We start from the raw sequence: 22,476 nt of genomic DNA, 5'->3' as shown, positions 1-22,476 counted from the left end.
CTAGACCAATACTCAAGATGGCGAGCCTTGCCATTATTGAAGCGTTTAGCTTGCGAATTATGGCGCCGAAAAGAATGGAGCGACACAGTTTGTACAAAGATTGAGAATCCTATCAACCACACTATTCATTGAGGTAAAAATTTTGTCGCTAAGGCTGACAATACGCTTATTTTATCTTTAGTTTGGACATTAATAGGGCATCACCTTCGATATAAAGGCTGGTATCTATTGGTAGTTTAAGCATGAGCATTTTAAGAAAAGCTTCGATGTAAGCTGTATTTTTTGAACATTGATCACTATTCGGACGACGGTATTAGACCTTAATCGCATTTATCAATACTTAGTCACATTTGTATTATTAAATTATATTACAATTGATGTTCGTTAGAGTTTGAAAACACTATTGTATAGGGTTTTAGATAATGTGGAAAAGGATATAGCTGTTATTTCCACATCAATACACAGCGCTAAATTGGTTTTGTACTACAAAATGCATCATCGATTTATACAACATTAGGTGAATGGGTAAATGAAACATATCTATCTTAAAAGCTTGTTAGCAACGTCTGTTTTTTTAGCTGTAGGTTGTACATCAACCTCTGATCCTGTTAATGAGTTCGTTAATAACAAGGAAACGGGTGAAGCTTTATTAACGCCAGTAGCAGTTACAGCAAGTAGCCACGATGGTAACGGCCCTGACCGTTTATTGGACCAAGATCTTACAACGCGTTGGTCTTCAGCGGGTGACGGTGAATGGGCAATGTTGGACTTTGGTTCTGTTCAAGAATTTGATGCCGTTCAAGCTGCATTTAGTAAAGGTAACCAGCGCCAATCTAAATTTGATATCCAAATGAGTGTTGATGGTGAAAACTGGACTACTGTACTCGAAAGCCAAATGAGTTCGGGTAAAGCCCTTGGTCTAGAGCGCTTTCAGTTTGAGCCTGCGGTAAATGCACGTTACGTAAAATACGTTGGGCACGGCAATACTAAAAATGGTTGGAACAGTGTTACTGAACTAGCCGCCGTGAACTGTGACATTAATGCTTGTCCTTCAAGCCACATCATTACGTCAGCAGTTGTTGCTGCTGAAGCATCAATGATTGCCGAAATGAAAGCGGCAGAGAAAGCGTATAAAGAATCGCGTAAAAACCTTCGTTCAGGTGATTTTGGTGAGCCAGCAGTATACCCATGTGATACTACGGTAAATTGTTCGCGTAGTGAGCTTCCGCCAACACCAAGCTTGCCAGCAACCCCTCTAGCAGGTAATGCACCGAGCGAAAACTTTGATTTGTCATACTGGTACCTATCTCAGCCTTTCGACCATGATAAAAATGAACGTCCAGACGACGTGTCTGAATGGAACTTAGCAAACGGTTACCAACACCCCGAGATTTTCTACACCGCTGATGATGGTGGCCTAGTATTTAAATCTTACGTGAAAGGTGTTCGTACCTCTAAAAATACCAAGTATGCTCGTACCGAGCTTCGTGAGATGCTACGTCGCGGTAACATGTCACATAGCACTAAAGGTGTGAACAAAAACAACTGGGTATTCTCAAGCGCTCCTGAAGCAGACTTAAAAGCGGCTGGCGGTATTGATGGCGTTTTAGAAGCAACCCTGAAAATTGACCACGCTACGACTACCGGTAAAGCTAATGAAGTAGGTCGCTTTATCATTGGTCAAATCCACGACCAAAACGATGAGCCAATTCGTTTGTACTACCGTAAACTGCCAAACCAAGCAACAGGTGCTGTTTACTTTGCACATGAAAGCCAAGATGCCACAAAAGAGGATTTTTATCCGCTAGTGGGTGGCTTGACAGCTGAGGTTGGTGAGGATGGTATCGCTCTAGGTGAGATCTTCAGCTACCGTATTGAAGTGGTTGGCAACATGATGACAGTTAGTGTTATGCGTGAAGGCAAAGAAGACGCCGTTCAGGTAGTTGACATGAGTGACAGTGGCTACGATGTTGGCGGCAAGTACATGTACTTTAAAGCTGGTGTTTACAATCAAAACATCTCTGGTGATTTAGACGATTACGCTCAAGCTACCTTCTACAAGCTTGAAGCCTCTCATGATACATACACAGAGAAATAAGCTTTAGTTATCACTCTGTTTGTAAAAAAGAACCCCGCTCAGAGCGGGGTTTTTCTTTATTAGGATTTAAATTTAGCGGCTTTCTTAATCACTCTTCTTCGTTAAGTGGGCTTGCTCTTTCCTCCTCTTTCTCATTCAGCTGCAACCAAGGAACAAGCTATTCCAGCAAACCGCTCAGAACTCGGTGGAGCAATAAGTATTAACGACTAGGTAGACTAAGCTGCAGTTACCGCTTATTTTTTTGCTTTATATTCAATGTTTAAGTAGTCAAAGACAAAGCCCATTAACCATAAAGGGCCAATCAGTAAGTATTGAATGTCTTCAAAAAATGAGGGCTTTTTCCCTTCAATTTTATGGCCAATAAACTGACCAATCCAGGCCACTACAAATATCCAGATACTGCATTGCCAAAGAGGAATTGGGCTCAATGTACTGATCAAATCGCATAATAGAAAACACGACAGGGTGAATAAAGCCATCGCCAACGCGAGTGCTTTGGATAAGCGTAAGTAAAACCAATGAATAGGCAGAGCTAAAAGGCTGGCGACATTTATCCAAGGGGAAAGTTGTTGATCACTGACAAATGCTGATAAAGGCAGAGACCATAAAAGGCCAACAATACTGAAATAGATGGCAGGCACCATAAACCAGTGAATGGCTTTGTTGGTAGGGTTTTTATGGCTCACGGCATATTCATTAAACCATTGCTGCACGGGTTTTGGCATAACTTGGCATCCTGCTAAGTGTTAACAGTTTGTTACCATAACAGTTGCAGCTCTGACCAGTTAGCCGAAGACTAGAACTTGAGATCAAGATCTCATGTGGCAATGGAGAAGCGTATACCGTGGCCAAGTAATTAGCCTTGGTCGAGGTGTTTGAGTTGTTTTATAAAGCTATCTATCGCTTTATCGTCATGCACCGAAAACTGGTATTTATTGTGAAAAAATACACTAAGATCCAATTGTTGGTTACTGAGCACAATGGTGTAACCATCCCAATCGGAGCTAGCCTGTAAACCTTGATACAGGTAGCCTTCACCCTGCTTTATGCCTAAGCGGGTAATTTTTTCATATACTCGAAGCGCTAGGTTTACATCAACAACGCGTTGCATCAATTTCTCCTAAAATGTTTAGCATGGTTTAGTCAAACTGCTTACCTACGCCACAACTTTGTTCATCGCAACGGGCTTTGCCAGTTAACAAACGTGATATTTTGAAGCGATTTTTAGCAAACACCAAATAGGCTTTGTCAGATACTCCACGTAATAGCGGGGTGCGTAGCAGTTGTATCCATGGCTTTTGATTCACCAGCCCCCAAGCTTGAGCGGTAACATCTAAGCCTAGTAACAATGTCCCAGTTTCGGTTTCTGCATGTAGTATATCGCTGGCTTCTGTTCGGTTTATGTGTGGAAATTTGTCGGTAAACTCAGCTTGGTTGATGTCTTGTAATTCAATTAGCTCTCGGTGATCAAAAAACTTAAGTTGACGCATTTCTTCTGCACATAAAGGGCATTGGCCATCATAAAAAATTCGTAATTGCATAAGTACTCCGGTTTATTGGTAGGCAAGTATTAGTAGGTGAGTGCTCACCACTACGCAGGTTAAAATTAATCGTAAACGTTGGTAAGACGGACTAAAGCGGCTAGGTGGTTGGCTATGCCATTCACGGTAATAAACAACTATATAAGCACCAGCCAGTAAAGTGAGTGCACTGCTGGTGGAATTTAGCATTAAACATACAAAGCTGAGTACACTCAGTAAGTTGCTAATAATTAGTTGCTTACTGCTATGGCTTTCGCCGTTTAATGCTTGCGCCCACAAGCTTCCACAAAGAAAGCTTGAGATGACTGCGCTATATCCAACAAACAATTGCTGAGGGCTGTGTGTGAACAACTTTATTTGCATTAGTGTGGCCAAACATAAAGCGATGAAAACACTTAACCCTGCGAATCCTAAAAAAGTGATTGTGCGCTGTAGTTTGTCCAAAATACCGTCCTTAACGATTTACTACTTTATTAAACGTAGTAAGCAGGCATTTGGATCGACCTTGTTAAAGGTGCAAGCTTAGTGGGGTATATGGTTACAACTAAGTAAAGCCTTAGGTACCCGATTTATCCAAGGGTAGTACATTGCAAAATAGCTCTCGCTCGTATTGTTTTTCTAGGTGATCACGCCAATTGCGTTTCTGAATGGGAACCAAATAAAAGGTTTCACGGCTAGTGTCGGTAACAAACGCCATACCACGAGGCATGAGTTCATAGTGAATATCGTGCACAAAACCCAGTGAAAAGCTTTGGCGGCCAGTAAGGTGGTTAATGTCTTCTCGCGACAAACAAACCCCTTTTTTGTCTTCGGCGAAACGGTCGCATAACCATTCTGAAAACTGTTTAGCGCTGATCATAGTCATTGCAAGCGCCTCCTAAATGTTGAGTGTTTTTTAGTCATTTGAATAGTTAAGGTATAGCAGATGTAACAGTCTTTTTTTTATAAGTATTTATGTCAGTTTGTTTTTTTTGCTGTAAATGACGAGATAAAACAGAGGCTTACTATTTAGAGGGAATGCAGTAAATGCATCCCCTCTGAGTAATGCTAGAAGTTAGCTAAGAAGAATGGAATCAATAAGGCATTCACCAAATCAATGAAGAAGGCACAGACCAAAGGCACAATAATAAAGGCGAGGTGTGAGTTACCATAGCGCTGCGATACCGCTGACATATTTGCCATTGCAGTAGGTGTAGAGCCTAGCGATATACCACCAAAGCCTGAACAAATTACTGCGGCGTCGTAGCTTTTGCCCATTGCTGGGAATACGATGAAAATGTTCACTAGAATGGCAATCACAAACTGGGCGCTTAGGATGGCAAAAATAGGACCCGCTAAATCAATTAGCGTCCACAATTGCATGCTCATTAGCGACATCGCTAAAAAAGTACCTAGGGAAATATCGGCAATTAATGCAATGGCGGGTTTGCGGGTTGGCCATTGGGTACCCGTTATACGCGGTAGCGAAGACGGTACCAAGTTGGTCATTACAATACCGGCAAATAAACAGGTTACAAATAGCGGTAGCTGTAAGCCCACGTTGGCAATGATTTCATTCAGTATGAAGCCTAAAATGACACAGATGTGAATCGCTAAAATGGCATCTAAAAAGTCAAAACCAGTGATCCCTTTATCTTTGTTCTCTTCTGCTACACCAACGTCTAGCGGCTCATCTTTTTTAGGGCTTAGGTTATGTCGGTTCACTAAGAATTGAGCAATTGGGCCACCCATTAAACTGGCAAGTATTAGCCCGAAGGTTGCACTGGCAATACCAATTTCCATGGCGTTTGTTACGCCAAAATCTTCGGCAATTCGTGGTGCCCACGCAATGGCCGTACCGTGCCCACCAATTAACGATACACTTCCGCCTAAGAGGCCCACGGCAGAGTCTAGACCGAAAATTTTCGCCACAGTGATACCGGTGAGATTTTGAAGAATCATGTAACCAATGGTAATGCCGAGTAAAATCACTAAGGGCATCCCACCTTTTAGCAAATCTTTTAAACTGGAGTTGATACCAATGGTGGTGAAGAAGTAGACCAGTAAAATATCGCGAGCGATTAAGGTGAACTCAATCTCTACTGAGGTGAGGGCGTAAATAAGACCAATGATTACCGAGAACAAAATGCCTCCGGTAACGGGTTCAGGAATACTGAACTCTCTTAAAAAATTAACCGCTCTGTTAATTCGTCGGCCAATAAACAACACCAATATGCCGATGGTGGCGGTAAAAAAGGAGTCAAATACTAAAACTCCGTCATTGAACTCAATGCCCATACAATTTCCTATTAGCTAAATGTTATTAAGCAAGCTGGGCTTGCTGAGTAGGATCCATCCTACTTAGGGTGATAAGTGGCGAAATAGTTGCAGTGAATGCTGAAAATATTTCGCTATTTAGTGTAGAGATAGTTCTAATCAGAGTAAACCAAGGTGTGTAAACGCAGTAGGCCATGGGGCTTAGGTGAGGTTTGTTGCTTGGAGAAAAGCCTAAGGAAATAAAATCATTCAGCAGAGCTTGTTAGTATCAAAGGGCTATTTATAGGCTGTTAATCTCGCCAATCATGTTTTTTTAGGAACTAATCCTGCCAAATTCGCATTTATCACTTCTGTCACAAACTAAAGATAGACCATTTAGCTTGGCTTGCGATAGAGTCGGTGTTCAGTTTGTAAAGGTAAGCAATAATGCGACGCATCATTTTAATTATGGCGGCGTTGATTACTGTTGCTACATGGATGTTTTACAGTAACGACGCTGCTGATTCGGCAGCCATTCCGAATAAACCCGTTACCGTAGAAGTGGTGACTATAGAGAAAGGCCAGCTGCGCGAACAAGTGCATTTGTTAGGCAACGTATTCTCCGCCAGCTCGGTGAATATTAACCCTGAGGTTGATGGCCGTATTGCCACTGTGGCAGTTAAATCTAGCCAAGCAGTTAGCAAAGGCCAGTTATTGGTGCAGCTTGATAACCGCCATCAACAGGCGGTGTTACAGCGAGAACAAGCCCGTTTAGACGACATTCTTCGCCAACATAAAAACTTACTACAACTGTTACCCAAAGGTGCCACTACTCAGGCTGAAGTGGATCGTTATGAGTCACAAGTAGCGATGCAGCAAGCTGAATTAGCGATTGCCACGGCAGCTTTGCAAGATAGAGCTATTCGAGCGCCTTTTAGCGGCAAACTGGGGTTAGTTGATTTAAGTCCCGGCCAATTGGTGAATACCGATACCACCCTTACGACGTTAGATAATGCTGATACTTTACGCCTCAATGTACCGGTGGCAGCCCGCTATTTAGGGCGAGTTGCCGTTGGCCAACAAGCGCAAGTGCATCAAGCTGGGCTTCAACATCAAGTGTTTGATGCCACGGTGAGTAGTATTGATAGCCGAGTGCGTGGCGAAAGCCTCAATGTTTACATTCAGTTGTCTATTGATAATCAACAAGCGGGTTTGGCACCGGGTGCTCTGGTTACTGGCGAGTTAGCTCTAAGCGCGCCAGAGCGTTTACTGCTGCCTCTGCAAGCGGTGGCCTACGATGGTGACCGCCGTTTTGCTTACCGAATTAACCAGCAGCAGGTGGACAAAGTTGAACTAGAGCTGGGCGTGCGTGGCGATAATGTAGTGGAAGTACTAAATGGTTTGGAAGCTGGCGATAAAGTGGTGTATCGCGGATTAGTGAAGCTTCACGATGGGATTGAGGTTGACGTACTAAACTAATGAAAATTTCAGACCTGTCGATGTATCGCCCGGTAGCGGCGATAGTACTAAGCATATTGTTGATGCTATTTGGGGTTGTTGGTTACAGCCAACTGCCGGTGCGCGAAATGCCTGATATTGAAAGCCCAGTAGTCTCTATTGGTACGCCATATCGCGGCAGTGCTTCCTCCATCGTCGAATCACAAATCACCAACCCGATAGAAGATGAACTTAGCGGCATTGATGGTATTGATTACATCTGGTCATCGTCTTGGGATGGCTGGTCTGGCATTACTATCACCTTCAAGCAAGGCTCTGACATGCTGGCGGCGGTGAGCGATGTGCGAGATGCGGTAAGCCGTGCGCGTAATCGCCTGCCTGATGATGTAGATGAACCGGTGGTGCGTAAAAACGACAGTGAAGAAGCGCCATTTATGTGGCTAAACCTTACTGCTACTTTGCAAGACCGCGTTGAGTTAAGTGACTTTGCCGAACGGATACTGATTGAGCGTTTAAGTTTGCTGCCCGGGGTGAGTGCGGTAAATACCTCTGGTTTGGTTGAGCGAGTAATGTATGTGGAATTGGACCCAATAGCCATGGCAGGGCGCGGGCTTACCACCAACGACGTTATTGATGCGCTTAATCGAGAAAACCTGCAGTTGCCGGCCGGTTATGTTCGAAATGACAGCCTAAATATCGTGGTGCGCATGGAGCGCATGTATCAGCAAGCCGACGATTTTGCTGAGCTACAAATTGCTAACCTAAATGGCGACAGCGTTACCCTAGATGACATTGCCCACATCTACATTGGTGCTAAAAAAGACACCACTACCTTTAAAAGCAACGGCGTAGACAGCATGGGCTTGGGCATTGTTGCTATGTCTAAAGCTAATCCTTTGGAAGTAGCTGATACGGTTAACAAAGAACTGGCTTCTCTGCAGCGTTTTTTGCATGAAGGCGCTGAGTTAAGTGTTGATTACGATAGCACTATTTTTATCCGCCAGGCGATTAACGAGGTGTATTCCACCCTAGCGATTTGTGCCTTGTTAGTGGTGGCAGTGTTGTATTTATTTTTGGGACGACTAAGCGCCACCATTATTCCTGCGGTAACCGTACCAGTATCTTTAGTGGCTGCTTTCTCGGTGGCTTATATGCTGGGTTACAGCATCAATTTAGTGACTCTGATGGCCCTCATTTTAGCCATTGGTTTGGTGGTAGATGATGCGATTGTGGTGGTGGAGAATATCATTCGCCATAGAGCCGCGGGCGCACCGCCTTTGGTTGCGGCGTTTCGTGGTGCTAAAGAGCTAAACTTTGCTGTTATTGCTACCACCGTTGTATTGGTCATGGTGTTTTTGCCGCTGGTATTTATGCAGGGAAAAATTGGCGACTTGTTTAGCGAATTTGCGGTATTGCTGTCGGCTGCGGTGATTTTCTCTTCTTTAGTGGCGCTGACTCTTGCACCCGTAATGGCGGGTAAGCTATTTGAGAAAGATCCCACTAAGGTGACCTGGCTCAATCGCTCGGTAGGCCGAGCAATGACTGCGCTGCAGAACAGATATGCGGCTTTGTTGGAAAAGGTGGTGCATTTTAAAGTGAGCGCTGTGCTGGTTGTTGTGGCGTGTATGGCCTTGCTTGTGTGGGCTTATCAGCAGCAAAATCCGGCCTTTGCACCTAAAGAAGACCGTGGGGTTGTTAACGTCTATGTTGGTGGCGTGGAGGCGACCAGTTACGACCGCATGGTAGAAAGCATGGCGCAAATTGAGCAGCGCTTATTGCCAATGATGGATCAAGACGGCCCTATCGACACCCTTAATTATTCTGCCCCTGCTTTTGGCAGTTGGGCCGACCACCAGGGCTTTTTCATTGTTCGTTTAAAAGATTGGAACCAGCGAACTCAAAATGCCGCTGAAGTAGTAGAGATGATCCGCGATGCTGCTCATGATGTCAGTGACGTAAAAGTCTACCCCTATCAACCCGGCTTTGGCGGTGGAATGGGTGAACCAGTGCAATTTGTATTGCAGGGCGATGATTATGAAAGTCTTTATCAATACGCTCAAATGCTAGAGAAAGAAGCCAATGATAGCGGCTTAATGCACGGGGTTCAGCTTGATTACAATCCCACTACGCCGGAGATACTGCTACAGGTAAATCGCTTAGCTGCCCGCGAGCTGGGTATTAGTATCGACGATATTGCCAGCACCTTAGAAGTACTGCTTGGAGGACGAGCTCAGACCCGATTCGAAGAGTTTGGTGAAGAGTATGACGTTTACTTAAAAGCCGATGAAAGTCAGTTCCAATCGCCCAGTGATTTGAGCAAGGTGTATCTGCGCAGTGCCAGTGGCGCCTTAGTGTCTTTAGACACCTTGGTGGAAGCGAATGATGTGGCATCGGCTCGAGGCTTGTTTCATTACCAACGGAAAAAGTCGATAAACCTTAAAGCTAACTTAAGTGACGATGTGAGCTTGGGCGAAGCACTGAGCTTTTTGAACCAGGCTTCTAGCGAAATTTTGCCCAGCGGCTATACCGTAGATTACGCTGGAGAATCAAAAGAGTTTTACGATAACCAGCGAGAAATCTGGTTGTTGTTTGCCATGGCTTTATTGGTTTGTTATTTGGTGTTAACAGCGCAGTTTGAAAGCTTTATTAGCCCCGCCATTGTCATGCTAACCGTACCGCTGGGGTTGCTAGGAGGATTGCTCGGCATCCTTATTACTGGTGAAACTTTTAATATATACAGCCAGTTAGGTTTATTAATGCTTATAGGTATGGCAACCAAAAACGGTATTCTAATTGTAGAGTTTGCCAATCAATTACGCGACCAAGGCTTGGCAGTGAAAGAGGCCATTATTAAAGCGTCTACCAATCGCTTACGGCCGATTATTATGACGGCCATGACCACCTTGCTAGGTGCAGTGCCTATGTTGCTTGCTACTGGCGCCGGTTCGGAAACCCGCTTTGCGATTGGTATTGTAATATTTAGTGGCATGTTACTAGCCACTTTTGTGACGCTGTTTGTGGTACCGTGTTTGTATCATTTATTGGGGGGCTTAAGTGGCTCACCGGAAGCGCGTGCCGAACAACTTAATCAACAGTTACAAGGAAATAGCGCAATATCAAATCGCGACAACAGATGTGAGAACTAATGCGAAAAATGGATAAAAAGCGCGATAAGGATATCGTGGCGGCTTTAACAACGGTGTGCGAGGCGGCTAAGCTAGATAACGCGGACTTTAGTTGGATTAGTCATCAAGTGAACTATCAGCGCTTTCCCGATAGTTTAGAAGTGCAGTGTGTTTACGTTCACCAAGATGCACTAAAGAGTGCGGAACGGGCGGGCGAGCTGAAAAACATTACAGAACAAATTAACCTAGAGTTAAATGTTAAAGGTATTCAGTTGAATAACCTTAAACGACAAGTTCGTTTTAGTAGCGAAGAGTAGAGATTAGTCGCTACTAAAACGGTGCAAAACTATTCGCCTTCTTGCTCTGGCCATATTTGCTCTTCAGCTGGCGCTTGCGGCTTTTCGTCGGCCATTTTTACGCGAATTTTGTTACCCGCTTGCTTAGTGCCGTTGAGTGCGTCAATCGCTGCTTGAGCGGCGCTATCGTCGGCCATTTCAACAAAGCCAAAACCTTTTGATTTGCCACTTTCTTGATCCATCACTAAGTCGCAACTCTGTACTTCTCCGTGGGCTTCAAATAAGGCTGATAACTCGGTTTCGGTAATGGTGCGAGTTAGGTTGCGGACTAATAATTTCATGGTGTACCCACTGTTGGCGGAGAAAAAAGGGCGGCGATTGTGCCATATCATCTTGAGGCATACCACCGGAAATCAGCTATTCAATAGCTTTTATTTTATATCACTCATTGTTACGCAATTTTACGTAAAAAGCTCGCGACATTTGCTTTACTCTTATTGCTTATCTGTTGCATTAAGCTAAAGCTTGGTTGGTCTAGATGGTATTGATTAGCGAGTTGCTCTAGCAGACAGTTCCATAGCTTGGCCGTCATCTCTGAATCGGCTAACGCTCGGTGAAATACACCGTCGTTATCAATATTGTTGTAAGCCACTAAACTCCCCAGTTTATGGTTGGGGGCGTCGGGAAATATACGGCGTGACAGCAACATAGAGCAGGCAAATTGGCCTTGAAGCCTTCGGCCTATTTGGGCAAATTCGGCCTCTAAAAAACGTTGATCAAATGAGGCGTTGTGCGCCACAAGGTTATGAGACCCCACAAATTGATAGAAACGTTCCATCACCTCTTCACAAGGAGGGGCGTCGCGTAACATGGTGTTACTAATGCCAGTGTAGTTTTCAATAAACGAGTTAACCCTAAACCCCGGATTCATTAATTCTTGAAAGCGCTGAGTGGCTTGACCATTTTCTAGGAGTACTGCCCCTATTTCTATCGCTCGGTCACCTTGGTTCGGTGACAAGCCAGTGGTTTCGAAATCGAGAACAATAACAGTATTAGCGGGGGAGGAAGGGTTCAAAAGCCAGGTTCTTTTTAAGGATTACATCAAGGGGCCAATAATACCGCTGTGTGGCAATTAGGCCAAGTGTTCAACTGTTATTTATTGGTTTTGCTTTTTTCATCTTGATGTTGAAACAGTGGTAGCTCTAAGGTGAACAATGCACCACCAATTGGGCTATCGCTTACCTGTGCGTTGCCGCCATGGTTCGCCACAATACGCTCTACAATAGATAAGCCTAAACCGTGACCGCCACTCTGCCTGCTGCGGCTGTCGTCTACTCGAGCAAAAGGTAAGAATATGGATTCGCGATACTGTTCTGGCACACCGATACCGTCATCATGCACTTCAAAAAATACTGACTTATTGGATAAGTAAGCGCGAATAAGGATCAGCTTTTCAGCATATTTTTGAGCATTCACTATCAGGTTATTTAAGGCGCGGCGCAGCAGTTTTTCATCGGCCATTAGCGATAAACCCACTGGACATTCGATTTGTAGTTTTAAGTTAGGACTTAGTTTAGATAAACGTTCACACATATTGTAAAGCAGCGGGTAGGGATTGAGTGATTCGGGATGAATACCGGTAGCCTTAGTGAGCTGAGAAAAGGTAATTAGCTCGTGAGTAAGATCTTCCAAGCTGTCCAAATCTTCATCCATTTCTTGAATGTGCTCATGCATGGTTTGCATATCGGTAATTGAACGGGTCATGTCTAACGCAAAACGCAGGTTGTTTATTGGCGTCTTTAGCTCGTGTGAGGCGGCCATTGTCATGGCGTCTTGTTCTTGAATTAGCGTTTTAAGTTTATAGGCCATCGCATTTAGGCTGCGGGCCATGTGGTTGATTGGCGAAGGGGCTTTTTCGTTTGCGCTTACATCAAAGTTACCTTCACCCAAAGATTTTGTGACCTTAGCAAGGCGGTAGGTATGGCGAGTAATCGAGAACGAGAACCACATTACCGTTGCGGCTAAACACCCTCCAATAAGAGCAACCATATACCAGAATAGCCAATCGCCGTGGTCAATAAACTCTTCATCGAGATCTAGCTCCAACACTTGTTGATTTGGCCATTGGTAAAAAAGGGTGATGTCGTCATCATCCAAAAAGTTAGAGTGTACGGCAATATGTTGGCCATGCCGCATAACATGTAACCGGTTTTCGGCGTCCATTTCAGTGATGGGATAAATGCGAATAAAGAAGGGGAATTCTTCTTGGTAGCGAGTGAGTACTGCGTCTACATCTGGGTTTTCGGCGTGTAATAAGTCGCGTTCTAACAAGTAATATATTGGTAGGGTTATTGTGCCTATTTGGTCTCGCTCAATTTGTTGAACACGCTCTTCAATGATGACTCCATAAATAAAAGTGGCCGCCACAATAGCAAACACCGACGACAGGAATAATCGTAGAAATAGCGTAATCATGGTTGCGTTGCTGACCTAAGCGGCTTTAACAAATAAATAGCCTTTACCACGTACCGACTTAATGTAGCGGTAGGGCGGGGTATTGTCGTTAAGCTTTTTACGAATAGTGGATACACGCATATCGAGTGAGCGATCTAATCCATCGTAGTCAATCCCTCGCATTTCTTTAAACAATACGTCGCGAGGTAATACATGGCCAGCGTTGTCCATTAAGAAGTAAAGCAAATCAAACTCTGCGTCAGTAAGCTCTAATAATTGTTCGCCTAACCAAATACGGCGTTGGGTTTTGTCTGCATCTAAGTCTTGGCAAATAATTCGGTGAGCATTGCGCGGCTGTTCAGTTTGATTAGTGTGCTGATTGTCTAATGCTGAAGTGCGGTCACTGCGCCGCAGCGCCGAGCGTAAGCGCGCAAGCAAAACATGCGGGCGTAATGGTTTACTCAAAAAGTCATCCACGCCCAAATTCAACGCCGACACTTCGGTTACATCGTCGCCTTGGGCGGTAACCATAAGAATAGGGCCGGAATAAAAGTCACGCACTACTTGGCATACTTGAATGCCATCCATACCTGGTAGCATTAAATCTAACAATACTGCATCTGGGGAATGTTTAGCGATAAGCGCGGGTGCTTGGTCTCCACGCTCACTAGAAATAACTTCAAAACCTTCACTACGCAAAAATGTTGCCACCAACTGTTGTTGACGTGAATCATCCTCGATTAATACGATTCTTTTATGTTCTTGGCTCAATTTGTTTCCCTGCATAGACAACTCCCCTAGCTGGCTCATTTTAGAGAGCGCCTAAGACGATGCAATTACCTCTTACAAAAATACGACAAATATCATTTAATTGTAAATTTTACCTCACGTTCTGGTTAAGGATTCTGCGAAAGATTGACTATCCCTGACGAAAGACTGACTGATTGAGAATTTGTCGCATTTTACAATCTTCTCAACAACTGATTGAGCGATGAGCACTAATCGCTTTCGCTAGCGTTATATAGGACAGGGAACAGGATGAAAAAATCTCCACAGGCCGTTTCAATAGCTGCCGCTATTACTACTTTATTAGGCGCAGTTAGCCATGCAAATGCGACGGGTTACATTGATGATGAAGCAGGGTTTGGCTTCGAACTGCTATTAGGCGCTACCGTAGGCCAACAGCAATCGCAGTTTGATACCGATGATGACAACGCCACTACCGCAGATTTAAACAACTCAGGGAATAAAAGCTCTGGTGTAGGCCCAGCCGTATTAGGTGAGCTTAATTACACTTTTGCCAACCGTAAAACTCAGATTTTCTTAGGCCAACAAGATGAAAACATTGTTCGAGGTCAAGACCAAATTGAGCTAGGCATAACCCAAATGGTGGGTGAGTACTCAGAGCTTGAGTTAGCCTACTTTCCGCGTATTCCCGGTTTTAGTGAAACTTGGCAAGATCCTTACTTAACTGGCTCAGCACGTCAAAAAACCGATGCCGATAGCAGCGGCTTTAGAATGGCTTGGCGCTATATTTTTGATACGCCAGTTACTTTACGTTATGGCTTTGCTAAAGCGGATATTGAAAACGAACGCAGTGGCGTGGCCTTTGGTTTAGATGCCGCTGAACAACAGTTAATGCAGCGTGACGGTTCGTATCACCGATTGGCGGCTGAGGTCATGGTTTATGACGAAGGCGGGTTAATGATTACCCCACAATTGACCTACACCAAAGCAGATACTGACGGTGATGCGATGGCCTTTGATGGCTATGGTGTTGGCCTGGAAACCACTTATTCATTTGCTGAGCGCCACTTTACCAGCTTGTTTATGAATTACGCCAAGCGCGATTATAAAGGGCGGAACCCGATTTTTAGTCAGACTCAAGATGATGATGATGTAGGTATAAATGCCATTTATGGCTATATGCGCCCTTTTGATTTTGATAATAGCTCGCTGTATGTGATGGCGTCTTACGAGAAAGGCAGTAGTAACATTTCGTTTTACGAGAGTAAGTCTTTGGGCGTGTTAGTGGGTGTTGCTTACGAGTTTTAGGGCTTAAGGCTTAAGGAGGTTTGCTATGTCGGTGTCTATGAGCATAAGAGTAGTGGTGCTGTTGGCGTTATCGAGCATGTTTGTGGCTAACGTTGCTTTAGCAGCGCATCAATCTAGAACGGTAATTTACCAAATAGAAGTGGAGGGGGATGTGGTTGGTAGTTATCAACTTACACGAATGGTTAACGATTCGCAGCCAACCGCGATGACTATTCAAGAGCAAGTGAATCTCGATTTTAGCTTTTTATGGTTTAACGAGCAGTATCAACGAAACGGTAAAGTAATGTTGGAAGGCGGAAAGCTAAAGCACTTCGCCTATAAGGTCAGCGATGAGGAGGCGCAATACCTGATTTTTGGTAGTGATAAGCTTGAACAAGGTTTACACATTAATGCCGTAGAGCACAAGGCTGAGCAGAACCCCGCTAGGGTAAAACAGCTAGCGAAGTCTATTGACCGAAAAGGGGCTGATAGTGGGATCCCATTAGCATTAAGTGCTTTTTCTGATGCACCTGATGCGATTGTTCAGCAAATTGATTTTGATACTGATTCCGCCAGTTTAGCGGATCACTTAGTTACATCCATTGACCACAAAAATACTCATACCCTGAAAGTACTGGATTTAGATGAGTTCGATATTATTTCGTATCAGGTTAAATACTTAGGTGAAAAACCCTTAAGTGCCGCTAAGCGAGTATATGTTAGCCATGGTTTCGAGTTAGCTAATAATACCTCGAATACTGAAATATGGGTGAGTAAAGATAAGTTGGGGGCGTTTATCGTTGAGCAGTCAGGGGTTGATGACGGCGACAGTTTTAAAGTGAATATGCAGCAGTATTTGTTTTAGGCCCACTTAATGAGTGAAAGTGTTAATTAACAAAACACATTTTATTTATAAAAAGAATGATGCTAGCACTTTGCTATTGTTATTCTTTTTGTTTGTATCATTTCTAAAAGCGTGATTGAAAGCGCTATCGCATCACTTTCTTCCTGAATTAACGCAATATTTTAACTTTTACTAACAAATCTAATAATTATTTGGTTATTATAGCCAAAAAATAATAACACATTAGTAATATCAATTAATTAGCACAAATTAGGAAGCGTTAACATGGAAGACTATAAACCGCAAAATAATCCTTTTAGCTTTAATGGAAGAGCCGGAGAGTTCTTTGGTATTTGGATTGTAAATGTACTTCTCACCATTCTTACTCTAGGCATATATTCCGCCTGGGCTAAGGTTCGTAACAAACAGTATTTTTATGGCAACACCGAGCTAGCCGGAGAAAACTTCGAGTATTTGGCTAAGCCTTTACAGATTCTTATTGGTCGAGTTATTGCACTGGTATGTGTCATTGCTTGGGTAGCGTTGCCGGCCGTGAGCGAAGCCGCTAGCGCAATACTGGGCTTGGCGTTTGTCGCCCTAATGCCGGTATTAATGGTGAAAAACTTGCGCTTTGACTCTAGAGTCACTCGTTATCGTAATGTGCGCTTTGATTTTGCCGGCTCTTACGGTGAGGCTTACAAAACGTTTTTAGTATTGCCGTTTGTTTACATGCTGAGTTTTATCTTAATTTTAGTTGTCGTAAGTTACGTATTTACACTTATCTCTAGCGTATTGGGCGGCATTATTAGTGTGGTGTTGTTTGGTTTAGGCATTACCTATGTAAATGCAATGATTGCTACTCAAATGAGCACTTACATTCTAAACAATTACCGCTGGGGTAAATTACAGTTTTCTGCCGACATCGACTCGCGCGCAGTATTCAAAATATTCTTAAAAGTAGCCGCTATGGGGTTAGGCGGATTTATTGGCTTAATGCTAATACTTGCTGTGATTGCATTTGTTGCCTTTAGTACTGACCTAGGCCAAATAGCCATGATGTTTGCCAATATAGGTGAGGGTGGCTTGCAAGACTTTGCTGCTAAAGGATTAATCTTTGGTGTTATTGGCGTTATATATTTGAGCTTTTTCTTACTTGGTTGGTTTGTTACTGCTTATTTACAAGCATGCATAAGAAACTATCAATTCGGCCAAACTGATTTAGAAAGCAAGCTATATATGGATTCAAACGTTAAACCAATGGCCTTTTTAGGGGTGATGTTAAGCAATATGCTGCTCACTGTTTTTTCTCTTGGTTTAGCTATTCCGTTGGCTAAAGTCCGTATGGCTAATTTTATGGCCGATGCCACTGCGGTAATGGGCGAAATTGACACGGTGGCTAACCAAAACCAAGTGAGTGATAGTACTACGGCTATTTCTGATGAAGTGGCCGACGCCTTTAGTATTGAGGTGGGTGTTATTTAAACCATATGAACTTTAAGGGCAAAGTATTTGTAGCCAATGGCTCTTTGTCTAGAGCAGCGCGTTTGCACTGCTCTGACGAGGGCTGGTTAGAACTGAGTGATGAACAGGGGGCTACCCGCGCTAGGTTTGATGAACTGGATATTTCAGCCGCGATAGGCAACCAGCCGCGAGCTATTAGTTTCAGTAACGGTGATCGCTTTGTTGCGGATCAGCCATTGGAATTAAATGCTTGGTTAGACAAGCACGGCCAATCATCGCTGCTTAAAAGCTTTGAGAAAAACTTTTTGGTTATTGCTGTGGCCATTTTGGTCAGTGCCATGGTGGTATACGTGAGCATAGAGCAAGGCTTGCCTCGCTTGTCTCAGTCGTTAGCAAAACACATTCCCGATGTGGTTGCGGTGGAGCTCGAAGAACGAACGTTAGAGCAGCTCGAATCTGTAGGCTTTGAACCCACCGAGATTGACACAGAAACTCAGCAGCTTATTCAGGGTAATTTCCAGCAGTTGGTTAGTAGTATTGACGACTTACACCCAAGCCCGCAATTGCTGTTCTACAAACTGTCCGACCAAGCTAACGCTTTTGCATTGGCGAATGGTTCCATCATAGTGACCGATAAATTGGTCGAATTGATGCAACAACCTGAACAGTTGAATGGCATATTACTGCACGAACTCGCTCATGTTGCACATAACGATGTAATGGCAGGGCTAGTGCGTTCGGCACTTGTTAGTACCGCTGTGGTTTTGCTGGTAGGTGACAGTAGCTTGCTGGTGGATGGCTTGGTGAGCGCAGCTGTGTTAGGACTAAGTATGGGATACTCCAGAGAAGCAGAAGCAAGCGCAGATCTCTTTGCCTGCCAATGGAGCCAAAAACTGGGTTTATCTGAGCAGCACCTATTAAGTGGTTACCAACATCTTTTTGAGTATGCCAAAGCAGATATTCCTTCTTGGATAAGTAGCCATCCAGGAGATGAAGAGCGGTTAGAGCAGCTAATTCAGTGCTCAGCCTCTACTGAGTAAAGGTTGCTTATTAGAGTAAAATCAAGAAAATAAAAAGCCGAAGTTACTCTTCGGCTTTTTTGTTATTAACGTGTAATTCGCTTAGCGGCAGCATTAAGCGCTTTTTCTACTGGTTGCCTTCCGGTGGTGATGTTAGTTAGTGTGGTCGCCATTGCAGCCCAAAACTTGCCCATGGCGGCAGCGTTTGGCATGGGTTCACCTTGTGCTGCACTTGCGTATACAGCTTGAACTTTTGGGTCGTTTGCGAGTTCTTTTTCTAGTTCGAGGTTAGCCATTGCGCCAATGTCGCCACTGCTGAATAGCAAACGTTGGTTTTCTACCGTCATTAGGTAATAGTTTAAAAACTCGTCCACTAGGGCTGGATGTTTAGTGGCGCTATTGACCACTGCGCTCCAAATGCCAACAAAGGCTTTTGCCGGCTTGCCATTCACGCTAGGGAGTGGAGCAACCCCAAAATCCATCCCTACACTGTTAAGCTCATCCCAATACCACGGGCCATTTATCACCATGGCCACTTCGCCTTTAATAAACTGTACATCCATAATTGAATAATCGGCGTTGCGGGGCATCACTTGCTCATCAAGCATCCGTTTTAGCAAGTTTGCGGCATACATGGCGCTAGGGTGGTTTACTCCAGTATCTTTAACGTTATAACGCTGGTTTTGTTTAGCGAAAACGTAAGCGCCGTCGGCCGCTAACAACGGCCAAGTGTAATAGGTATTGTTGTAGTCCCACAAAATGGCCTTGGCTTTGTGTTGCTCTTGTAACTGTTGATCTAATTGAAAAATCTCTTCAAAAGAAGTCGGTACTTGGCTAATTAAAGCCTTGTTATAAATAAGGCTAATGGCTTCTATTCCAATTGGGTAACCGTAGGTTTTCCCTTCTACGCTCACGGCATCCCAAGCATAATCTACCGCAGAAGCTTTTAGTGACTCACTGGGTTTTAATTCACTGATCAACCCTGCTTTAGCCCAATCACCTATTCGGTCATGTGGCCAAAAAATAACATCTGGACCTTCGCCATTTCGGGCTTGTATTTCAAAATTTCCGGTTATATCAACGGGGCGCTTTACTTCAACGCTTACCCCTGTATCGGTGGTGAAATCCTGCGCAATTTGTTGCATTTGAGCATGGCTTTTACCTGTCCATATGGTAATGCTAGGCGCATCGACTTGATCGGCCTTTGCGCAGGCTATACCCAGCACTAATAACGTGGCCGCGAGGCTGCTTATTCTAGTTATCATTTTTTAATTCCCTATTACTTGCGAATGTAGCATTGAGAAAATGACAGTGCTTTGCAAGCAAGCGACTTTGGGCAATTGAGGTTTATCACAATCAATCTCAGGCGTTTTTAATAAATGAGATACAAAACGTAATCACTTGTATTTCGCTTAAAAATGTCGCTTTTCTTTACATTTTTCACACAAGCGCTTTTGCTTAAATATTGAACAGCTTGATTTTATTATGTTTGTCATTTTAGGTACTCGTTATGCATTAAGTCATTAGATTGATTTATCACTAGCGTGGGCAACAGCGTGGCAGTGCAATGTTAATTATCTGGCTTAAGAAAGCATGGGATTGGGTATCATCACACCATGGTGTATTGAGTTCTGCTGCCACTATCATTGCGGTTGTTTTAGCGTACGTATCGCTTAAGAGTTCAGCTGACAATTTCACTAGACAACTAGATGAACAAAAGCGTGCTGCGCAGGTGGCGAATGTTGCTTATTTTGTATCGGCTGTGAGTGATGCCATTGTTTTATCTAATACTGATGAGGCGCGCTTAGAACGTTTTATAGTCTCTCGCTCTCAACTGCTGTTTGAAAGTTTAAATTACCCTTCTTTGGTTGCCCAAGTTATTCAGTTTTTAGCAAGTAACGAGCTAACGTATTTGTTCGACACTACACGCAGCTTTGTGAGTAAAAAGTCGCTTTCGTTGGCGGGTAAAGATTTAAGTGGAGTAGAGCTTAAAGACATTACTTTTCAAACAACCACGTTGTATTGCGTCAATCTGGAAAACAGCTATTTGGCTAAAGTGGCGTTTGATATGCCAGAGTCTAGTTACGTGAATTTTCGAAACGTTAACTTTAGTCAAAGTCTGTTTCATGGCGCGCGAGCGTATTGGGGTAACTTCAAAGATGTATCTATTGAGTTGTCTGGTACTAAAGACGAGCGTGCTGATACCTTTTCACGATCAAGTTTTATATTTTCTAATCTAAGCGGTTTACGTATCAATAAATCTAACTCACAAGCTGAGTCTTTAACTGTGAATGAGTTAAAGGCGCAGAGGCAAGTTGAGTTAGGTCAATTGTCTGAAATGCTATTTAAAACGAATACGCTTTATGGTTCGGTGATCGATGATGATTTGCGGCAATACATGAGCCAAAAGGATACGGAACAGTTTAAGCGATTAGTCGATTTAGAACATTTACTCGTGCTCGACTCTGTGGCGAAAGCGGATTTAGTACAACGCAGAAAAGATTATAGAGAGCAGGCTAAAAAGGTAGCGCTAGAGCACAGTTGGAAAAAAGCGTGGGAAGCAAAACTTAAACGATGGTGCGAAAAATGAACAAATGGTTGATTTGTCTTTTGCCTTTCAGTGTATCGGTAAATGCTAACTGTACCTTACAGGGAGATATTTACGATGAAGGTGCGAAATTAGGTAATTTAGTTTGCCTAAATGGAAGTTTTACATCGGCGGATAAAGCCAGCCGAAGTACAACTACGCCTAATGGTGAGGGTGATTTGGTAAGCCGAAATGGCATCCATGTAAGCGCATCATTAACACCACAAACAGACAACAGTGAGCAGCATGCTTTAGGAGCAGAGCAATGAAAAAATTACCGATGTTAGTGGCTATTATTGGGCTTGCTCTTAGTTTGCCAAGCATTGCCGATTGCGTGCATGGCGGCAATGTTTACCCGGAAGGGGCGACCATTGGTAGCTATAAATGCGTAAATGGTTCTTGGGTGGGGCAATAAAAAGAGTAGTTAGGACTATTTTTAGCGTCGCTCGCAAGACGTACAACCTCGGCAGGCCGAGCGAGTGTGTTTGTCTAAACGTTCTCGTTGGGTTTTGCAGTAGGCATTTTTTAATGCGCGACGCGCAGAGAACCAATCATTGGCTTTGCTCATGATCAAGTTACCACCAAAGCGTTTAGTGAGCAGTTCTCGATATTCGTCGATAAAGCCATTATCAAAATCAATCTCAAAATAGCGCAGCGCTTCTTCCATACAGGTAAAGCTTTGTATCACCGCATGTATGTCTGTTTTACTCATAAATCGCCTCTTGAACGTTAGCTAGAGGCTAGCAAAGCTTTGTAGTTTCCATATTGATATAACGTAGCCAAGGTGCCAATTTTTGATACTGTTAAGCGGTAGAGTATTGGCTTGATGCCGATTCGGTATGGGGCGTGTTTGTATACGCGTCTTCATCCTGCGGGCTTTAACTCAGTTAGCGAGTGACATTTAACGTAAATAATACTAAGTTGTTATCATTATGTTGCATTTCTGGGGTGTGAGTGATGAAAACCATATCGGTATTATTTGCGGCTGTTTATTTAGTCGCTTGTTCTAATCAACCTATCGTTAGTTCTGCACCAACAAACATAGAACAAGCCGGCGCTACAGATGACGATTTACTGGCGTCTATTCAGCAGTCTTCCGATTCGACTAAAAAATCCGGTTTAACTGCAGAGCAGCTTTATATGTGGCAAAACATGAGTTGCGGTGGTGGTCATTAAGTTTGTCTAAGCTTTAGGTTTAAGCTGATTTCTGCAGATTTTTAAACTATTAGTGAGCTATAAAGCTAAATCTATTTTGCTCGATAGGGTTAGCCGATTAACGTTAGTGAGGTGAGGTTAAGTAAATAATTGTTGCCACTTAAAATCT

The 22,476-nt window shown here is 43.6% G+C and carries 24 protein-coding genes; 12 read left to right on the top strand and 12 right to left on the bottom strand.

The annotated features are described in order from the left end of the window. The first annotated feature begins 529 nt into the window (after positions 1-529). Complete coding sequence (locus FFR00_RS03500; protein WP_137671990.1) at positions 530-2,098, top strand: polysaccharide lyase family 7 protein; 1,569 nt, start codon at positions 530-532, stop codon at positions 2,096-2,098. Between the two features lie 233 nt (positions 2,099-2,331). On the opposite strand, the gene FFR00_RS03495 is transcribed toward FFR00_RS03500, so the two are convergent. The 6 genes from FFR00_RS03495 to gltS form a co-directional block, all read right to left on the bottom strand. Further along, positions 2,332-2,823 (bottom strand): DUF962 domain-containing protein, encoded by a 492-nt coding sequence (locus FFR00_RS03495; protein ID WP_137671989.1) that lies wholly within the window; start codon positions 2,821-2,823, stop codon positions 2,332-2,334. Positions 2,824-2,954: 131 nt separating this feature from the next. Further along, positions 2,955-3,209: a DUF3081 family protein gene (locus FFR00_RS03490; RefSeq protein ID WP_137671988.1), complete on the bottom strand. Its 255-nt coding sequence runs from the start codon at positions 3,207-3,209 to the stop codon at positions 2,955-2,957. A 28-nt stretch (positions 3,210-3,237) separates the two neighbouring features. After that, positions 3,238-3,639 (bottom strand): thiol-disulfide oxidoreductase DCC family protein, encoded by a 402-nt coding sequence (locus tag FFR00_RS03485; RefSeq protein WP_137671987.1) that lies wholly within the window; start codon positions 3,637-3,639, stop codon positions 3,238-3,240. A gap of 12 nt (positions 3,640-3,651) precedes the next feature. Continuing rightward, the gene (locus FFR00_RS03480) at positions 3,652-4,083 is read right to left on the bottom strand and encodes a DUF3429 domain-containing protein (protein ID WP_161985081.1); all 432 of its coding nucleotides are present in this window, start codon (positions 4,081-4,083) and stop codon (positions 3,652-3,654) included. Positions 4,084-4,195: 112 nt separating this feature from the next. Then, the gene (locus FFR00_RS03475; RefSeq protein WP_137671985.1) at positions 4,196-4,504 is read right to left on the bottom strand and encodes a hypothetical protein; all 309 of its coding nucleotides are present in this window, start codon (positions 4,502-4,504) and stop codon (positions 4,196-4,198) included. A 182-nt stretch (positions 4,505-4,686) separates the two neighbouring features. After that, positions 4,687-5,916, bottom strand: coding sequence for a sodium/glutamate symporter (gene gltS / locus FFR00_RS03470; RefSeq protein WP_201798686.1), 1,230 nt, complete (start codon positions 5,914-5,916; stop codon positions 4,687-4,689). 405 nt (positions 5,917-6,321) lie between these two features. Here gltS and FFR00_RS03465 point away from each other — a divergent pair, with 405 nt between their 5' ends. Genes FFR00_RS03465 through FFR00_RS03455 form a run of 3 tightly spaced genes read left to right on the top strand, consistent with a single transcriptional unit; the run spans position 6,322 to position 10,774 of the window. Further along, positions 6,322-7,353, top strand: coding sequence for an efflux RND transporter periplasmic adaptor subunit (locus FFR00_RS03465; protein ID WP_137671984.1), 1,032 nt, complete (start codon positions 6,322-6,324; stop codon positions 7,351-7,353). Then, the gene (locus FFR00_RS03460) at positions 7,353-10,478 is read left to right on the top strand and encodes an efflux RND transporter permease subunit (protein WP_137671983.1); all 3,126 of its coding nucleotides are present in this window, start codon (positions 7,353-7,355) and stop codon (positions 10,476-10,478) included. Before FFR00_RS03465 ends, FFR00_RS03460 begins: the two co-directional genes overlap by 1 nt. Positions 10,479-10,486: 8 nt before the next feature. Then, positions 10,487-10,774: a hypothetical protein gene (locus FFR00_RS03455; RefSeq protein WP_137671982.1), complete on the top strand. Its 288-nt coding sequence runs from the start codon at positions 10,487-10,489 to the stop codon at positions 10,772-10,774. Between the two features lie 29 nt (positions 10,775-10,803). Here the strand turns inward: FFR00_RS03455 and FFR00_RS03450 are convergent, their stop codons facing one another. The 4 genes from FFR00_RS03450 to FFR00_RS03435 all read right to left on the bottom strand — a co-directional run bounded on the left by FFR00_RS03450 (position 10,804) and on the right by FFR00_RS03435 (position 13,993). Next, entirely contained in the window at positions 10,804-11,094 is a 291-nt protein-coding gene (locus FFR00_RS03450) for an RNA-binding protein (protein WP_137671981.1), read from the bottom strand. Between the two features lie 110 nt (positions 11,095-11,204). Beyond that, positions 11,205-11,828 (bottom strand): PolC-type DNA polymerase III, encoded by a 624-nt coding sequence (locus FFR00_RS03445; protein WP_137671980.1) that lies wholly within the window; start codon positions 11,826-11,828, stop codon positions 11,205-11,207. Between the two features lie 77 nt (positions 11,829-11,905). Further along, complete coding sequence (locus tag FFR00_RS03440) at positions 11,906-13,228, bottom strand: cell wall metabolism sensor histidine kinase WalK (protein WP_137671979.1); 1,323 nt, start codon at positions 13,226-13,228, stop codon at positions 11,906-11,908. Positions 13,229-13,243: 15 nt separating this feature from the next. Next, a complete protein-coding gene (locus FFR00_RS03435; protein WP_201798685.1) occupies positions 13,244-13,993 on the bottom strand; it encodes a response regulator transcription factor in 750 nt (249 codons plus the stop codon). A 252-nt stretch (positions 13,994-14,245) separates the two neighbouring features. Here FFR00_RS03435 and FFR00_RS03430 point away from each other — a divergent pair, with 252 nt between their 5' ends. The 4 genes from FFR00_RS03430 to FFR00_RS03415 all read left to right on the top strand — a co-directional run bounded on the left by FFR00_RS03430 (position 14,246) and on the right by FFR00_RS03415 (position 18,586). After that, positions 14,246-15,262, top strand: a complete 1,017-nt coding sequence (locus FFR00_RS03430) for a DUF2860 family protein (protein WP_137671978.1) — start codon at positions 14,246-14,248, stop codon at positions 15,260-15,262. Positions 15,263-15,287: 25 nt separating this feature from the next. Then, entirely contained in the window at positions 15,288-16,106 is an 819-nt protein-coding gene (locus FFR00_RS03425) for a hypothetical protein (protein ID WP_137671977.1), read from the top strand. 264 nt (positions 16,107-16,370) lie between these two features. Continuing rightward, entirely contained in the window at positions 16,371-17,567 is a 1,197-nt protein-coding gene (locus FFR00_RS03420; RefSeq protein ID WP_137671976.1) for a YjgN family protein, read from the top strand. 5 nt (positions 17,568-17,572) lie between these two features. Continuing rightward, positions 17,573-18,586, top strand: coding sequence for a M48 family metallopeptidase (locus FFR00_RS03415; RefSeq protein WP_137671975.1), 1,014 nt, complete (start codon positions 17,573-17,575; stop codon positions 18,584-18,586). Between the two features lie 65 nt (positions 18,587-18,651). Here FFR00_RS03415 and malE read toward each other — a convergent pair whose 3' ends face one another. Then, complete coding sequence (malE, locus tag FFR00_RS03410; protein ID WP_137671974.1) at positions 18,652-19,830, bottom strand: maltose/maltodextrin ABC transporter substrate-binding protein MalE; 1,179 nt, start codon at positions 19,828-19,830, stop codon at positions 18,652-18,654. 302 nt (positions 19,831-20,132) lie between these two features. On the opposite strand from malE, the gene FFR00_RS03405 reads away from it, so the two are divergent. The 3 genes from FFR00_RS03405 to FFR00_RS21615 are packed head-to-tail and all read left to right on the top strand — an operon-like array spanning position 20,133 to position 21,567. After that, on the top strand, positions 20,133-21,155 hold the full coding sequence (locus FFR00_RS03405) for a pentapeptide repeat-containing protein (RefSeq protein WP_137671973.1): 1,023 nt from the start codon (positions 20,133-20,135) through the stop codon (positions 21,153-21,155). Next, the gene (locus FFR00_RS03400) at positions 21,152-21,421 is read left to right on the top strand and encodes a hypothetical protein (RefSeq protein WP_137671972.1); all 270 of its coding nucleotides are present in this window, start codon (positions 21,152-21,154) and stop codon (positions 21,419-21,421) included. Before FFR00_RS03405 ends, FFR00_RS03400 begins: the two co-directional genes overlap by 4 nt. Beyond that, positions 21,418-21,567: a hypothetical protein gene (locus tag FFR00_RS21615; protein WP_154675869.1), complete on the top strand. Its 150-nt coding sequence runs from the start codon at positions 21,418-21,420 to the stop codon at positions 21,565-21,567. The genes FFR00_RS03400 and FFR00_RS21615 overlap by 4 nt, the downstream gene beginning before the upstream one ends. A gap of 21 nt (positions 21,568-21,588) precedes the next feature. Here FFR00_RS21615 and FFR00_RS03395 read toward each other — a convergent pair whose 3' ends face one another. Further along, positions 21,589-21,864, bottom strand: coding sequence for a nitrogen fixation protein NifW (locus FFR00_RS03395; RefSeq protein WP_137671971.1), 276 nt, complete (start codon positions 21,862-21,864; stop codon positions 21,589-21,591). Positions 21,865-22,109: 245 nt separating this feature from the next. Between FFR00_RS03395 and FFR00_RS03390 the strand changes: the two genes are divergently transcribed. Continuing rightward, the gene (locus FFR00_RS03390) at positions 22,110-22,328 is read left to right on the top strand and encodes a hypothetical protein (RefSeq protein ID WP_137671970.1); all 219 of its coding nucleotides are present in this window, start codon (positions 22,110-22,112) and stop codon (positions 22,326-22,328) included. The last annotated feature ends 148 nt before the right edge of the window (positions 22,329-22,476 follow it).

The organism is Agarivorans sp. Toyoura001 (genome assembly GCF_005405585.1).
Classification (GTDB): Bacteria; Pseudomonadota; Gammaproteobacteria; order Enterobacterales; family Celerinatantimonadaceae; genus Agarivorans.
This window is presented reverse-complemented; position numbering and strand designations above follow the sequence as displayed.